This is a genomic window from Roseivirga sp. E12, from assembly GCF_017592825.1.
In the GTDB taxonomy this organism is placed as follows: Bacteria; Bacteroidota; Bacteroidia; order Cytophagales; family Cyclobacteriaceae; genus Roseivirga.
On record NZ_JAGFMD010000003.1, the window covers coordinates 220,974 to 237,590 of the forward strand.

The window sequence follows — 16,617 nt, forward strand, 5'->3', positions numbered from 1 at the left end:
ATGCGTATTAGGACTTTTCGCTATTGATCTCGTTCAGTTTAACTAGGTCGGTGAAAATGACAGATACTGACGAAATACTCTGTCTATAGACCCTTATGCGTCTATTGCCATCTACTTTTACCCAGACGGTTTTAGAACCATCATCATTGACCATTTTTATAAAGCCTTCGCCATACCATGACTCTAATACACTTATTACATCTTCGATTAAGTTATCAACCGAGAGTTCTTCGTTCCAGAGCGCCCAGTTGTCATATTTAAATTCCACTGGCATTTCGAAGATTTTTCCGTCCACAAACTTTGGATAGAAGTGCATAGAGGTTTTTTCCTCGAAGAATTCGCTCGCATCGTACTTAATCTGATTACCCACTCCATTCGTCAATAGACCCTTCTTATTCATCTCCCAGCAGTGCACGAAGAAATCCTTAGACTCCATTTGAAGGCTAATACCTAAATAAAGACTGTCTTGACGCACATTGGTGCTCAATTCGGACTCTACAAGCTTTTGATATTCAGATTTTCTGGTACAGCTAGTAGATAGTCCTACCAGTATTAAAATCATTAAGCTGACACTTATCGATCGACTATTCATTTATTGCTTTTTTGTAGGCAAGGCTGTTTTCGTTGCTTCTTACAAAGAGGAAGACCTCTTCACCTTTTACCTTGATTTTTTTGATTTGACGCGTATCATTTCGCACTAGAATACCAGATTCAGATGGCTTTAGCGCTTTGAAATTCTCATTGCCAATATTGAGTAAAGTTAAGCCATATGAACCATTATTGATACCCATTTCAGGCTTCATTCGCGTTTGGTTACCTCCTATGATTAAGTCAATTAGCCCATCTTGGTTGATATCTTCTGGAAGGATGCTGAAAACCTGAGAGAATTGTGCTTCGGCAGGAAGTGGCGACTGTCTAAAACTGCCATCTGACTCTTGATAAAATATGCTTGTTCGGAGTTCCTGAACATTGCTTTTGATGGAATTACCCAATGTCTCTTTATCGAAGAGGTCTTCTATGGTTTGGTCTTTATAGCTTTCATGTTTGACATATTTCTTCCTTAATCCAGGTAGCTGTTTAACCAAATCTGGAAGCAACACGATCGGATAGCTTATATCGCCCTCATATTGCGTTATGATTTGCTCTATGCTGCCGTTTTGATCGAAGTCATTGACGTACATCGAAAGGGGGTGTTCAGTGTCGGCCTTAAGTCTACTATTGAGTCCATGGTTACCGGCAATAATATCGATTAGTCCATCATTGTTCATATCGGCAACAGCGAGGCTATGCCAAAGGCCACTGGTGTTGGGAAGCTCATTTACTTCAAAAGCTCCACCATTATTCTTGAAAATCTTGACGTTCATCCATTCGCCTGCTACTACCACATCCGCGTCACCGTCATTATCAATGTCAGTGACGATTCCAGCGGTCATCATGCCAATATTTTTGAAGGCAGGGTTGTCTTTGATTTCACTAAATACCTGATCCCTATTTTCGTAGAGATGAATACTTCCAGGTATGCCGTAGGCAAAAGGCGTGCTGCGCGTGCCTGAGATTAAATCCATATCGCCATCACCATCAAAATCTAGAGGCTTAAGAAAAGCAGAACTTTCACTGACCGATTGAAATTGCGTCCATGGTATGCGTTTGAAAGCGCCCGTTCCATCATTTTCATAAATTCTATCTTGAAGCACTGGGTCCATTGCACCATACTCATAGCCACCACTAGCAACGATCAGGTCTAAGTCGCCATCTGCATCTATATCAACAAAAGAGGCATCAACATCTTCTGACAAAAGGTCCTCGTTCATGGTTTTAAGACTGAATGTTCCGTCTGCTTTTTGGATATTGAGCTTTGCAGAAAGGCCTTTGGCCCCACCGATGAATACATCATCTAGGCCGTCTCCATTCACATCTCCTACAGCCAGAGCTGGTCCTTCATTAGAACTCATTTGAAAGAGTAATCTATCTCTATCGAAATCTGAGAATTCATTTTCCTTATGGGAGAAACCACCTGTTAAGCTGGTTTTGGTAAAGAATGATGGCTTTTGTGAAATAGCTTTTGGACTCTTCGCTTCGAGTTCCTTTTTGGACAATACAATCTTTTGGTCAGCTTCCAAGTTTGTGATTTCCGATTGAGAGTCGTCTGGCCATGTGATTTCAATGCGATCTACTTTTGTCTGATCGCCCAATCCATAATGAAGAATATGGTCCATCGAAGACATGTACCCTTTAACAGGATGATATTCTTTTACCTGCTTCAGTTCTCCTGAGTACAATGTGACCCTAGTACCAAAAAGTTGATAAGCTTCCTTGGTCTCAAAGGCAATTTCTAGATAATGGTTCTCCGTTGTTTCACTACTCAGGTTCTTATAGACCGATGCTGGGCTGTTGATATTGTTGACGATCAAATCCAGATCTCCATCGTTATCCAGGTCTCCATATGCGGCTCCATTCGAAAAGGCTTTGTCGGTTAACCCCGTAGGAATGGCTTTGTCCTCAAACTGAAAGTCTCCTTGATTTTGGAAGAGATGATTTGCGAGGGGAACTGATGGTATGGCATCTAGTAGCTTGGTGACAACTAAACTGTCAGCGCGGTATTGTTCAAAGAGGAGGGTGTTGTTAGCATAGAAGTTGATGTAGTCTTGATCGGTAAGATCTTTTACCACACCATTGGCAACGAAAATATCTGACTTTCCATCATTGTCATAGTCGAACATAAGTGCTCCCCAGCTCCAGTCTGTGGCATGTACTCCTGCTTGTCGACTAATCTCACTGAAGACCACCTCTGTGTTTTTTTCAGGATTGACTCCTAAGTTTTGTTGTAGGGTATTTCGTGTAAACTGATGGTGATAACCGCTGTTAATATTTGCTTGGTATTTGTCCCAGCTTTCAAAAAGCGTTTTGGTTTTGACCCTCTCTTGTGTAGCGGGAAGCATTTCGGTGACATAGATCTCAGGATAGCCATCATCATTTAAGTCAGTGATGTCAGCTCCCATTGAGCCCATACTTGTTTCCGAAATCATTTGCTCCAATGATTCTGAAAAAGTACCGTCTTGGTTATTGAGATAGAGATAATCTCTTTCAAAAAAATCATTGGATACGAATAAGTCAGGCCAGTTATCTTGATTTACATCGGCCACTGTGACGCCCAGGCCAAAACCGATAGAGCTCCCATATATGCCTGCTTCCTCACTTACATCCGTGAATTTTTCACCGTCATTCCGATAGAGTTTGTTCCCTCCATTGGGATCACGTTCTTCTCTTTGGCCCTTTCGTAGGTCGTAGCCTCCTACTGATCTCGTGCTATTGTTTAACAAGTAGAAGTCGAGATCACCATCACGATCGTAATCGAAAAATGCAGCATGAATAGAAAGGCCAATTTCATCAACGCCATAATCCTTTGCCTTGTCCGTAAAGGTTAAATCTCCATTGTTAATGAATAACTGGTTGTATCTCTTTTCTCCTTCTAGCGGCCCTGATTTGCAAACGAATATGTCAAGAAGCCCATCTCCGTTAACGTCAGCCATGGAGACCCCTGATGACCAAACATTTTGGCAAGCTACACCGGCACTTTCGGTAATGTCTTCGAATTGAAAATTGCCTTTGTTCAGAAAGAGCTTATTGTCTACCAGATTACCTGAGAAATAAATATCGGTGAGGCCATCATTGTTGATGTCGCCTAGTGATACTCCGGCTCCGTTGTAGAAATTTTTGTAGGTATAGGCATTGAGTTGTTCATCGTATTCCAGATGATTTTCGAAATCTATTCCTGATTCTGAAGGATTAATTTTTTTAAATAGGGGTGTGTTCTCAGTTGGTGTTTCGCAACTAATGACAATGAAGGTAATCGTACTTAATATGTAGACTTTTAACCTATTAGGCATCTTACAAAGATGTAAAATATAGAGCAAAAAAGGCCCCGATTAATCGGGGCCTTTTTCAATGATTATGATAAAGTAATCCTAGTTATATCCAGGGTTCTGTTGTAAGTCAGGGTTTGCATCTCTCTGAATCTGTGGAATTGGGAAGATATTCACAGATGGGTTAGACGCGTCTTTTTCCCACCATGCATCATTATACTTTCCGAATCTAATCAGGTCAGATCTTCTGTAACCTTCGGCAAACATTTCTCTACCTCTTTCGGCAAGAAGAATGTCGTCAGTTAACATAGCAAGGTCGGCAATGCCAGCTCTTGATCTAATTTGATTAACGTAAGTCAAAGCACCAGCTGAGTTACCTTGTCTGTGCATTACTTCTGCTTTCATCAATAGTATGTCACCATATCTGAAAATTGGGAAGTCATTGCTCAAGTTAGGTGTAGCACCAACTCTGTATTCGAACTTAGCTACTCTAACACCAGCTTGTCTCAATGAGTTAGGAGCTAACTCGTTGATTTCTGGAGTAAAGTTCAATCCAGGACCATCAGGGTCAGCCGGCTCAGCATTGTCATCTGTCAAAGGACTACCATCTAATGCGAACTGAGGACCAGCAAGGAAACTGTTTCTTCTTGCATCAGTTGCCTCGTACGCATTGTAGAACTCTTCTAGAGAAGCATATCCATTCCAAGGAGAATCTTGAAGGTCAAACGTTGCTTGAGTCTGGTAGTGACCAGTCATCTGAGCAATGTTGAAACCACCTGCATTGTTCTCATCATAAGGCAATGTCAAGATGTTCTCACTTGAATTTTCGTTGTTAGTCACGAAGTTCGAGAAGAAGTTGTTCTCTAAACTGAATACACCACCATTGATGATAAGATCAATCTGAGTTTCAGCATCAGCCCATCTTGCGCTTCCAGTATACACTTCAGCATTCAAGTAAAGCTTAGCTAAGATTGCACGTGCAGACCACTGATTTAAAGTGGTTTTTGTGTTATCAGTAGAAAGCTCTGAGATGTTATCAAGAACAGAGTTTTCTATGAAAGTGAAAACATCAGCTCTAGTACGAGTCGGAGGCGTTGGGTCTGTGTCAGTCTCCAATACAATTGGAACATTACCATATGCGTCAATTAACCAAAGGTAAACTAAGGCACGTAGGATTCGAAGCTCAGCCACAAGAGCCGTAACGTTCGGGTTCTGCTGAATCAAAAGGTTCACATCACCAATTGCGGTGTAGCAGTATGCCCAAGCGTTATTTACTGATTGCTCATTAGCATTGTACTGATGTCTGTGCATTCTTAGCCACTGACCACCATCTTCCCAGTCAGCTCCTTTATGGGCAATTGCCATTTCATCTGAAGCTACTTCATGCATTGACCATAGAGAGTTATGACCTCCCCATGTTCCAATGATACGTTGATAAGCAGAAGCTTTCAACACATCAATTAGCGCAGGTTCCGTGCTATTTGCGAGTTCCTCTGGAGTTACACCATCGAAAATTTCCTGCACCGGTTCCTCACAAGCCGCTGCTACAAAAAGTAGCGCTACAGCAAGAATTGTCGTTTTAGTATATCTAATCATTTCTTCTATTATTTAATATTCAATTTTACACCGAGTGTAAATGATCTTGTAGGAATAAAAGTGTTTCTTCTTTCAAGACCTGGAACCAGTGGGTTACCACCGTCAGTGTATCTTACTTCAGGATCTAAACCTGTGTAGTTTGTAATTGTGAACAAGTTCTGTGCAGCGAAGTACACGTTAATGTTCTCAACCCACTCAGAGTTAGAAGGTACTCTATAACCTAACTGCAAGTTATCTAGTCTGATGAACGTTGCATCCTCTATGTAAAGATCAGAGAAGGTAGGTGACGCACTCACGACAGGAGTTTTGTCAGTTACTACACTATTCCAAGCACTTGTACTAGCATCTTGGTTTTCGTAGAAACTTCTGAAAGAGTTATAAAGGTCGTGACCGATACTACCTCTTAAGAAGAAGCTGAAGTCCCAGTTATTATATCTGAACGAGTTATTGATACCGAAGTCAGCATCAGGAAGAGCGTTACCAATTACTGCTAAATCATCAAGAGCAAAGTCGGCAGCAGAAGAACCTCTCACACCGTTTGCATCTTCTAGCACATATTGGCCATTCTCATCAATTCCGATGAATTTAGCACCTACAAAGTTACCAAGTGTCTCACCCACAGTGTTAAGAATAATCTGTGTGTTGTTCTGACCTGGAGAACCTAAGTTACCACCACGTAAATCATCAAAACCTAAACCATCACCAATAGATAGTTTCTCAATTGTTGTTTTGTCGTAGATAGTGAAGTTGAATGAAGGAGTCCAAGATACTTGGCCAATTTTCAAACCGTTATATGAAGCAGCAAATTCGAAACCAGCAGATCTAAGATCAGCAAGGTTTACCCATGTAGAACCTACAGTGTTAAAGTTTCCTGCATCAAATGGGTTAGGCGCTCCGATTGGCACTGGAATGTTGAAAATAAGATCTTCAATATTTCTAGTGTAGTAATCAGTAGTACCAGTGATTTTTCCATCAAGGATCGCGAAATCAAAACCAATGTTGAATTCCTTTTTAGTTTCCCACTTCAAAGTAGGGTTAGGATTCTGTGCTTGTCTTGGAGCGATGAACTGGTCATCAGCAGTGTTTGCATCACCATCTAAGTCAATTCTACCACCGTTTCTGATAACAGGAAGTGCTAGGTCAGCAGATGGAGGAAGTGCTCCAGTAATACCATATGAAACTCTGAATTTCAATTGTGATATCGGACCTAAGTCAGCAATCTCAGTTAGCTCAGCACCTGCTGATATCGCTGGGAAGTAACCTGTCTTTTCGTTGTCACCAAACCCTGAGTAAGACTCAGAACGCACACTAGCAGAAATGAAGTAGGTGCCTTTGAAGTTAAGGTTAGCTCTGAAGAAGGCTGAGTTCAATACGTTAGCATTCTTATAAGAGTAATAGTTAGTACCAGGACCAGTTGCTAATGCACCAGCGCCTAAGTTATTAGCTCCGAAAGAATCGAATAAGAACTGACGTGTTTGAAGACCGAAACCCTCACTTGTGATTTCCTGACGCTCAGCACCAATTAGGAATGTTGCATCAAGGCCATCAGCTAGTTCAGTGTTGTAGTTCAATGTACCAGTGATGATTTCAGTGAATCTATCATCAGTAGATCTACCAGCGACACCGCCAAATGGTCCACCAAAGTCAAAATCAGACTTAGACCAAACATTGCTGTTCAAGCCAGTGAATCTATCTTGGTTGTATTGTAAAGCAACTGTCAAGTTATCAGTAATGTCAAACTCACCTCTGAATGAAGCTAAGATTGTCTTGTTAGTACCACTGAAGTTTTGCTCTCTTCTTAATGCTTCAGGGTTAAAGAAGTCAGAAGAAGCTAAAGTCTGGAAGTAACCTCCCAAGCTATTCTGGCTTAAAGTACCATCGTCAAATATTGGAGCAGTAGGATTGTAAGTCAATGCGAAATCGAACAGGTTGTTGTTCTTAGCACCGAAAGATCCATTAGTAATGTTAATGTTAGCAGTTAATCTTAAACGATCGTTGATCGCGTTGTGCGTAACATTAAGTCGAGTGTTAAGTCTTTCATTTTTGAAACCCTTAACAATACCTTCGTTGTTTCTGTAGTTAACAGAAGCTCGGTAAGAAGTACCTCCCATAGATCCGCTTAAGCTTACGTTAGTAGCATAAGAGAATGCGTCTTGAGTAATTACATCTACCCAGTCAGTGTTAGATCCAAAGTCAGTACCACCTCTTGTGAGGAATTCGTCTCTTCCGAGAACACTGATTTTGTTTAACACTTTAGAATCGATAGTAGCGAAAGTGTTAACAGAGATATTTGTTACGCCTTCACCAGAGTTTCCTTTAGTAGTAGTAATAAGGATAACACCAGAAGATCCTCTAGCACCGTAAATCGCAGCAGCCGAACCATCTTTCAAGACATCTATAGATGCAATGTCATTCGGGTCAACGTTACCAAGGTCTGCACCAGGCACACCATCAAGAACGATAAGTGGAGCTTGGTTACCACCGAAAGTAGAGATACCTCTTAAACGGATATTGAAACCGCCATTCGGGTCACCACCTGGTCTTGTGATTGATAGACCTGCAACTTTACCTTGAAGTAACTGGGTAGGATTTGAAATGTTACCGCTGTTGAAATCTTCAGGTTTAATGCTGGCTACAGCACTTGTGATCTCTTTCTTTTCTTGAGATCCATAACCCACAACTACGATTTCGTCTAGTTCAGCGTAGTCTGGTTGTAACACTACATTAATAGTGCTTTGTGTACCCACTAGAATTTCTTGTGCGATATAACCCACAAAAGAGAAAACTAGTGTTTCGTTGGCCGCTACTTGAATAGAGAAAGTACCATCTAAATTGGTAGCCTCTCCTCTAGTAGTGCCTTTAACCGTTACGTTTACACGCGGGATGCCTAAGCCGTCATCCCCTCCTGTAACCGTACCGGTAACGGTCTTTGTTTGAGCCAGTAGTGCCCCTTGGAAACCCACTGACATAACAAGTAGGATTAGTAAAAACTTTTTCATACAATCATTTTTAATTTACTTGATTTAAGGCCGAATTCGGCCAAAAAAGTGCAATCGAATGCTTAAAGTACTATTACTGAGGGGTAAATCATAGTCGACTTAACCTAAAATTAACGCAAACGTTTGCAGTAAATCGCGATTTTCGCACAGTAAACAGGGAATTGGTTTTTCTAACTCTCAGGTTGGCAGCTTCATATTATGCCCATGTTAATTGATACTTGAGCACCTGTTTCCCTCAAAAAATGATCAAGATTTTAAGCCCAAAATCCTTCACTATAGACCCCTTAAATTATGGTTAGATTGAGAATAATTTGTGCTGTTGCATAGGATGTCTAATTTCGACTCCTAAACGATTTTATAATGGACTGGAAAGTGCTCTTGAATAGCGGGGAATCTCATCAAAAGAATACCGATCGTTCGGTGTTTGACCGAGACTTTGACCGAATAATATTCTCACATCCTTTTAGAAAACTGCAGGACAAAACTCAAGTTCACCCACTTCCCGAACATGATTTTGTACACAATCGTTTGACGCATAGCCTTGAAGTTTCGAGCGTTGGTAGGTCCCTTGGTAGGTCTGTAGGAGCGGTTATTTTGCAAAGACACCCTGAATTAGAGCCTTACTTCAATGCAAACGATTTTGGTTTGATTACAGCTTCTGCTTCCTTGGCTCACGACATCGGAAACCCACCCTTTGGGCATTCAGGAGAAGATGCCATCTCGGATTACTTCGTCACTAATAAGGATATACTAGAATCGGACTTCACTGAGCAGCAATGGTTTGACTTGATCAACTTTGAGGGCAACGCACAAGGTTTTCGATTGCTCAATAAATCGGGTTATCAGGGATTAAGGCTTACCAAGCCTACTCTTGCTGCATTTACAAAATATCCTAGACCTTCAAAGGTAGCCGACCAGTTTAAGCCGAGACGGAGTCAGAAGAAATATGGATTTTATCACTCCGAGGCTGAAATATTCGACTCATTGGCTAAAGACCTTCAATTGCACCAACTAGCTGATGCGCAATGGTGTCGACATCCACTGGCATTCCTGGTGGAAGCCGCGGATGATATATGTTACCATATCATCGATTTGGAAGATGGTTGTAACCTTGGTTTGATTAGTCATCAGGATACGGTAGACCTTTATGAACAAGTAATTGGATCAAAATTCGATGCCGCCAAATTAAGTACCATTAAGAGCAAGGCGGAGCAAATTTCTCTACTCAGGGCAATGAGTATAGGCGAACTTATCAAGCAGAGTGTCGAACATTTTCTTGCCAATGAAGAGGGGATTCTGTCTGGCGACTATGACATTTCTCTCACTGACGATATACGAGCCACTTCAGCGCTTGAAGAGATTAAGAATGTATCTGTCCAAAAAATATATCGCGCTCAGCACGTAGTTGAAATCGAGGCAGCAGGGTTTAATGTATTGAATGGGCTCTTAGAGTCCTTTGTGCCAGCAGTGCTCACCAAGACTAAAATGTCTAAAAAGCAATCTGTCGCATTTAGACTGCTCCCAGAAGATTTGAAGGCAGAAATCGAAGCCTCTGACGATCAATACACAGCTTTGCGCGCTTTGCTGGACTACATTTCTGGCCTTACAGATTCAAATGCTATGAGCCTATACAGAAAATTAATGGGTATATCCTTACCAAGTATGCGATAGCCAATTTGGAGCTATTAATAAGAAGGCTTTCGAATATGATAGAAAGGGGAAAATATTACCTTTGTCATCTTGTTCGAAAATGTGGTCTAAACTCCCCCATATTGTACTGAAACACAGGCTTATATTGATCATCTCGATCTTCCTGTTTACTGCCTTCATGGGTTATCAGGCAAGGAATGTCAAGATGGCATTCAACTTCAACACCGCTGTACCAAGCACGGATGAGAGCTATCGCTATTTCCAGAATTTCAAAGAAAAGTTCGGAGAGGATGGAAATATCCTTGTAGTTGGTGCAAAGGATAGCTCATTATTTCAGCTAGAGAACTTCAATAAATACAAGGAATTAAGCGAAACGATTGCAGATCTTGAAGGTATCAGCAACGTTATCTCACTTCCTGCATTGCAAAAGATTGTCAAGAATCAGGATAATCGAAGTTTCGATTTGCAGCCTCTGATGACAGAGTCTCCGAAGAGTCAAGAAGAGTTGAATGGCTTGCTACAAGAAGCTGTGGGTTTAAAGTTTTATGCCGGACAGTTGCTCAACCCTGATAATGGAGCAACCCTGATCCTTGTGAATATGGAACGGGAAGTACTTAACTCGGCAGGCCGAAATGATGTTGTCAACGAGATCAAGCGGATAGGAGAAGAATTTGCTGCTGAGACAGGTATCGATCTTCACTATTCAGGAATGCCTTTTGTGCGGACCATCATGCAGCAGAAGACGAATAAAGAGTTGAGGCTCTTCATCGTATTGTCCTTAAGCATCACTGCAATCATTCTGTTTCTTTTCTTCCGGTCTTTCACTTCAGTGTTTGTGCCACTGATTGTTATCAGTGTAGTAGTGGTCTGGGTACTTGGAACAATTGGTTTGCTCAACTATAACATCACCATTCTGATGGGACTTATTCCATCGATTATTGTGGTGATCGGGATACCGAATGGGGTATATCTTATTAATAAGTATCATCAAGAATATGCTAAGCATGGAAACAAACCAAAGGCGCTGAGCCGAATGGTGAGAAAGATTGGCTTAGTGACCTTCATTACTAATTTCACTACAGCGATCGGGTTTCTGGTATTGGTGACCACCGATATCAAACTTCTCAAGGAGTTCGGTTTAGTGGCCGGGATCAATATTCTAGCAACCTTTATAGTGAGTATTATCCTGATACCGGGTATCCTTTCCTACTTACCTGGACCTAAGAAGAATCAGTTGAAGCATTTGGAGTTCAAGGCGGTCGGCAAGTTCCTCGGTTTGCTGGATCTAATAGTTCACAGGCATCGCTATCGAGTTTTTGCAGTGACGGGCGTGATCCTAACTTTTGCGATTATTGGGCTAACGAAACTGTACTCTGTCGCCTATATGGTTGATGATATTCCAGAAAAGTCAGAGCTCAAACAAGACCTGTATTTCTTTGAGAACAACTTCAGCGGAGTAATGCCACTCGAGATCATTATAGACTTTGGTAAGCCGAAGTCTACGATCAATGCACGTAACCTTAGAAAGGTTGATCGTTTAGAAAAAGCTTTAGAACCGCTGGAAAACATTTCATCACCTATTTCGATAGTGTCCTTTGCGAAAGCGGTGAGGCAAGCATTTTATAATGGCAATGAAAGATTTTATGGCTTGCCAAGCCCTAGTGATAGGAATGTAATTCTGAGCTATTTGAGTAATCGTGATGGAGATGCAGGCTTGCTCGACTCTTTCGTGGATTCTACAGGCCAGGTGATGCGTGTCTCTTTGAAGATAGCGGATATCGGATCTCAGAAAATGGACTCCTTGATTAATAATGTGGTCCAACCAGAGATTGACAAGGTTTTTGGAGCCGATGAAGGTGTTGATACGGCCGTAACAGGTTCGACATTACTTTTTGTTAAGGGCAACAAGTTTTTGATTGAAAACCTACGGTTCTCATTGCTGCTGGCATTTGCCATCATCGCGGTAATCATGGCCATTCTGTTTGCCAATATTAGGATGATCATTATTTCGTTGATTCCGAATTTCATTCCACTGATTATGACGGCAGGAATCATGGGCTTTTTTGGCATTCCGCTAAAACCAAGTACCGCCTTGATCTTTAGTATCGCCTTTGGTATTTCCGTAGATGACTCTATCCACTTTTTGGCAAAATATAGACAAGAGCTCTTCGCCAAGAACTTTTTCGTTCCGGTTGCGATTAGCAACAGTATTAAAGAAACTGGGTCAAGTATGTTATATACTTCGATCATTCTATTCTTCGGTTTTGTGATTTTTGTGTTTTCGGATTTTGGAGGGACAGTGGCTCTGGGATTACTGACCTCATTGACATTGTTCTTTGCAATGATTACCAACCTAACATTGCTTCCTGCACTATTGATGGTGTTTGACAGTGGTAAACGAAATCAAAAAATTCACCCTCTAATAGAGCACTATGAGTTCTATATAGAAGATGATGACGAAGAAATAGATACAGATAGTTTATTGATTAAGAAAGACGACCCATTCTTGGGTTCTACCGATAGGTAATAAGTATTGAAAGGAATTAAAGTGAGTAAGTATAAAGAGTACAAGAAGCCGGAATTTGCGAAGGTTGGTGAAGACATACTTCAATTCTGGAAAGACAATGAGATTTTTGAAAAGTCGGTTTCTGAAAAAGAAGGAAAACCGACTTTTACCTTCTTTGAAGGACCTCCGTCTGCCAATGGAACACCTGGTATCCACCACGTTATGGCACGAACGGTCAAGGATATTTTCTGTCGATACAAAACTCAAAAAGGCTTTCAGGTAAAGCGAAAAGGAGGGTGGGATACTCACGGACTTCCTGTCGAACTGCAGGTAGAAAAGGAACTGGGCATCAAAAAAGAAGACATCGGCAAGAAAGTCTCTGTTGATGAATACAATCAGAAGTGTCGTGAAACGGTGATGCGTTTCAAAGACATCTGGGATGACCTGACTGAAAAAATGGGCTATTGGGTAGATCTTGACAACCCATACATCACTTTTGAAAAAGAATACATTGAGACGGTTTGGAGCTTGCTAAAGCAGCTTTATGACAAGGACTTGATTTACAAAGGATATACCATCCAGCCTTACTCTCCGGCTGCTGGTACAGGTCTTAGTTCTCATGAGCTTAACCAACCAGGAACCTACCAAGACATTAAGGACACCTCCATGGTGGCTCAATTTAAGGTGACTGGGACTGAAAATGATTTTATCCTCGCATGGACCACTACCCCATGGACTTTGCCAGCAAACAATGGCCTTGCTGTTGGAGCGGGAATTGAGTATGTAAAGGTGAGCACCTTTAACCAATACACATTTGAACCAATCAATGTGATTTTGGCAAAGGATCGTATGAGCGCTTACTTTAACGACAAGGCAAAAGACATTGCACTAGACGATTATAAGCCTGGTGATAAGCTAATCCCTTTCAAAGTGATTGATTCCTTCAAAGGAAGGGATATGGAGGGGATGGATTATGAGCAACTGATGCCATATATTCCATTGGAAAAACCAGCTTTCACGGTTGTCATTGGCGATTTTGTGACCACTGAAGACGGTACAGGTATCGTTCACATTTCTAAGACTTTTGGTGCGGATGACTTTAAAACATCGGTTCAATATGACTTGCCTGGCGTTTTTGTGAAAGACGATGAAGGTAAGGAAGTGCCGATCGTTGACAAGCAAGGAAGGTACGTGAAAGAGATCACAGACTTTGCCGGCATGTACGTGAAAAACCAGTACTACAAAGACGGTGAAGTTCCAGAAAAATCATTGGACGTTCTTATTTCAATTAAGTTAAAAGAAGAGAACAGAGCCTTTAAGGTAGAGAAGTACGAGCACTCCTATCCACATTGTTGGAGAACAGATAAACCGATTCTTTATTATCCATTGGATTCATGGTTTATCAAAACCACAGCTTATAAAGACAGGTTAGTCGAACTGAATAAGACCATCAACTGGAAGCCTGCCTCTACAGGAGAAGGTCGCTTTGGTAACTGGTTAGAAAACCTTGTAGACTGGAACTTGAGTAGATCGAGGTACTGGGGAACGCCATTACCTATCTGGGTTTCTGAAGATAAGAAAGAACAAAAATGTATCGGTTCAATTGCCGAGTTGAAGGCTGAGGTTCAAAAATCAGTAGATGCTGGTTTTATGGATGAGCAGATTTCGGACGATTTCGATTTGCACAGACCTTATGTAGATGATATTATCCTGGTGAGTGATTCTGGCCAGAAAATGTTGCGTGAGCTTGATCTTATTGATGTCTGGTTCGATTCAGGAGCCATGCCTTATGCTCAGTGGCATTACCCATTTGAAAACGAAGACATCTTTAAAAAGAGTTTCCCTGCTGACTTTATTGCAGAGGGTGTCGATCAAACAAGAGGTTGGTTCTTTACACTACATACTTTAGGGGTATTACTTCATGACAAAGTAGCCTTTAAAAACGTGATCGCTAATGGTTTGGTGCTCGACAAGAATGGCAACAAAATGTCTAAGCGATTGGGCAATGCAGTTGACCCTTTCAAAACAATCGGAGAGTACGGACCAGATGCCACACGTTGGTATATGATCTCTAATGCTAACCCTTGGGATAATTTAAAATTCAATATCGAAGGTGTAGGCGAAGTACAAAGAAGGTTCTTCGGCACACTTCATAATACTTATAACTTTTTTGCGCTGTACGCGAACTTAGATGGCTTCAAGTTTGAAGAAGCTGCTATTTCTTTGACTGAAAGGCCTGAAAGTGATCGTTGGATTCTCTCTAGACTGAATACCTTGATCAAAACGGTTGACACGGCCTATGACGAATATGAACCAACACGTGCTGCTCGAGCCGTTATGGACTTTGTGGCTGACGAGTTGAGTAACTGGTATGTACGCTTGAATAGGAAACGGTTCTGGAAGGGTGAGTATAACGATGACAAACGAGCTGCTTACCAGACTTTGTACACTTGCCTAATGACAGTGGCTAAGATTGGTGCGCCAATAGCTCCATTCTACATGGAGAACCTGTACAATGACTTGAATGCCGTGAGCGGACTTGATCAGAGTAAGTCTGTACACTTGACAGACTTTCCTGTAGCAGATGAGGCGTGTATTAACAATGATTTAGAAGCTCAAATGGCGCTAGCGCAAACAGTTTCTTCATTGACACATTCTATTCGTAAAAAGGAAAGAATTAAGGTAAGACAACCGCTTTCTAAGATCATGATTCCGGTTTTGGACGAAGTAACAAAGCATCATGTGGAGGCAGTTGCCGATCTAATCATGACAGAGGTCAATGTAAAGACCGTGGAGTTTCTAGACGATACATCTGGTGTTTTGGTAAAGAAGGTAAAGCCTAATTTCAGAGCTTTGGGGCAGAAGTTTGGTCCTAAAATGAAATTGATTTCTGGCGCTATTAACCAGTGGGGCCAAGATGATATTGCTACTATTGAAAGACAAGGTCAATATGATTTGGCCTTAGAAGGTGAGACCATCCAACTTTCAATTGATGATGTAGAAATCAGCAGTGAAGATATTCCCGGTTGGTCGGTGGCGACAGAAGGTAAAACTACTGTGGCACTTGATATTACCATTTCAGAAGACTTGCGTCAGGAAGGTATCGCTAGAGATTTGGTGAATCGAATCCAGAACTTAAGAAAAGATCAAGGGCTTGATGTACAAGACAAGATAGACGTGCGCGTTTTGAATAATGAGGATATTGTCAATCAAGCTTTGAGTACCAACAAAAACTACATTTGCGAAGAGACGCAAGCCTTGAGCTTAGATTTAGTAGATACACTAGACAATGCTCAGACCGTTGAAATTGATGACTGGAAAATTGATCTTAGCATTTCAGTGAGATAAATTAAAGCTTGAAGCACCTTAAATACTTCTTCTTAACCCTGGGAGTAATTATCATCGATCAGGTGGTAAAAATGTTGGTGCATTTCAATATGGCCATGGGCCCAGCAGGCGAAATCAGCGTGTTCGGTGACTGGTTTAAACTCCATTACATCCTTAATCGAGGCATGGCCTTCGGGTTGCGCTTCGGTTCTGACTATGGCAAGTTAGGCCTTACCGTTTTCCGGATGTTAGCCATGGTTGTCATCGGTATTGTGCTATATCGAATGGCCAAGAAAAAGTATCACCCAGGGTTGCTTTGGAGTATTGCTGCCATTTTGGGAGGTGCGATCGGCAACGTAATTGACAGTATCTTCTACGGTGTGTTATTAGACAATGCTCCCTATGACGTGATTACACCATGGTTTCATGGGCAAGTTATCGACATGCTCTATCTCGATGTTTGGGAAGGTTACGCAGCGGACTGGATACCCATTTGGGGCGGAAAGAAAGTAGCCCTTTGGCCAATCTTCAATATAGCCGATGCCGCCATCTTTATCGGGGTATTTGTTATTCTCATCTTCCAGAAGAGGTTTCTCAAAAAGTAGTCTCATTTCCTCTCTACTTTCTTAAGTATTAATATTTCGTTAAATAAAGTGAAAATATTTCTCGTTTTATC

General features: G+C 41.5%; 8 protein-coding genes. 4 read left to right on the forward strand and 4 right to left on the reverse strand.

Features of this window, described 5'->3' with window-relative positions:
• Positions 1-7: 7 nt before the first annotated feature.
• The 4 genes from J4E76_RS10425 to J4E76_RS10440 all read right to left on the reverse strand — a co-directional run bounded on the left by J4E76_RS10425 (position 8) and on the right by J4E76_RS10440 (position 8,458).
• Positions 8-592: a hypothetical protein gene (locus J4E76_RS10425; protein ID WP_208503899.1), complete on the reverse strand. Its 585-nt coding sequence runs from the start codon at positions 590-592 to the stop codon at positions 8-10.
• A complete protein-coding gene (locus J4E76_RS10430; protein ID WP_208503901.1) occupies positions 585-3,887 on the reverse strand; it encodes a VCBS repeat-containing protein in 3,303 nt (1,100 codons plus the stop codon). The genes J4E76_RS10425 and J4E76_RS10430 overlap by 8 nt, the downstream gene beginning before the upstream one ends.
• Positions 3,888-3,965: 78 nt before the next feature.
• Complete coding sequence (locus J4E76_RS10435; protein WP_208503902.1) at positions 3,966-5,459, reverse strand: RagB/SusD family nutrient uptake outer membrane protein; 1,494 nt, start codon at positions 5,457-5,459, stop codon at positions 3,966-3,968.
• Positions 5,460-5,467: 8 nt separating this feature from the next.
• The gene (locus J4E76_RS10440; protein WP_208503904.1) at positions 5,468-8,458 is read right to left on the reverse strand and encodes a SusC/RagA family TonB-linked outer membrane protein; all 2,991 of its coding nucleotides are present in this window, start codon (positions 8,456-8,458) and stop codon (positions 5,468-5,470) included.
• A gap of 360 nt (positions 8,459-8,818) precedes the next feature.
• On the opposite strand from J4E76_RS10440, the gene J4E76_RS10445 reads away from it, so the two are divergent.
• The 4 genes from J4E76_RS10445 to J4E76_RS10460 all read left to right on the forward strand — a co-directional run bounded on the left by J4E76_RS10445 (position 8,819) and on the right by J4E76_RS10460 (position 16,546).
• Positions 8,819-10,129, forward strand: a complete 1,311-nt coding sequence (locus J4E76_RS10445; protein WP_208503906.1) for a deoxyguanosinetriphosphate triphosphohydrolase — start codon at positions 8,819-8,821, stop codon at positions 10,127-10,129.
• A 79-nt stretch (positions 10,130-10,208) separates the two neighbouring features.
• Positions 10,209-12,635, forward strand: coding sequence for an RND family transporter (locus tag J4E76_RS10450; protein WP_208503908.1), 2,427 nt, complete (start codon positions 10,209-10,211; stop codon positions 12,633-12,635).
• A 21-nt stretch (positions 12,636-12,656) separates the two neighbouring features.
• Entirely contained in the window at positions 12,657-15,962 is a 3,306-nt protein-coding gene (gene ileS / locus J4E76_RS10455; protein ID WP_208503909.1) for an isoleucine--tRNA ligase, read from the forward strand.
• An 8-nt stretch (positions 15,963-15,970) separates the two neighbouring features.
• Complete coding sequence (locus tag J4E76_RS10460; RefSeq protein ID WP_208503912.1) at positions 15,971-16,546, forward strand: lipoprotein signal peptidase; 576 nt, start codon at positions 15,971-15,973, stop codon at positions 16,544-16,546.
• The last annotated feature ends 71 nt before the right edge of the window (positions 16,547-16,617 follow it).

What these genes read in the sequence shown, in the direction of transcription:
- J4E76_RS10425 (WP_208503899.1), bottom strand. Translation starts at nt 592, where the DNA reads ATGAATAGTCGATCGATAAGTGTCAGCTTAATGATTTTAATACTGGTA.
- J4E76_RS10430 (WP_208503901.1), bottom strand. Translation starts at nt 3,887, where the DNA reads ATGCCTAATAGGTTAAAAGTCTACATATTAAGTACGATTACCTTCATT.
- J4E76_RS10435 (WP_208503902.1), bottom strand. Translation starts at nt 5,459, where the DNA reads ATGATTAGATATACTAAAACGACAATTCTTGCTGTAGCGCTACTTTTT.
- J4E76_RS10440 (WP_208503904.1), bottom strand. Translation starts at nt 8,458, where the DNA reads ATGAAAAAGTTTTTACTAATCCTACTTGTTATGTCAGTGGGTTTCCAA.
- J4E76_RS10445 (WP_208503906.1), top strand. Translation starts at nt 8,819, where the DNA reads ATGGACTGGAAAGTGCTCTTGAATAGCGGGGAATCTCATCAAAAGAAT.
- J4E76_RS10450 (WP_208503908.1), top strand. Translation starts at nt 10,209, where the DNA reads ATGTGGTCTAAACTCCCCCATATTGTACTGAAACACAGGCTTATATTG.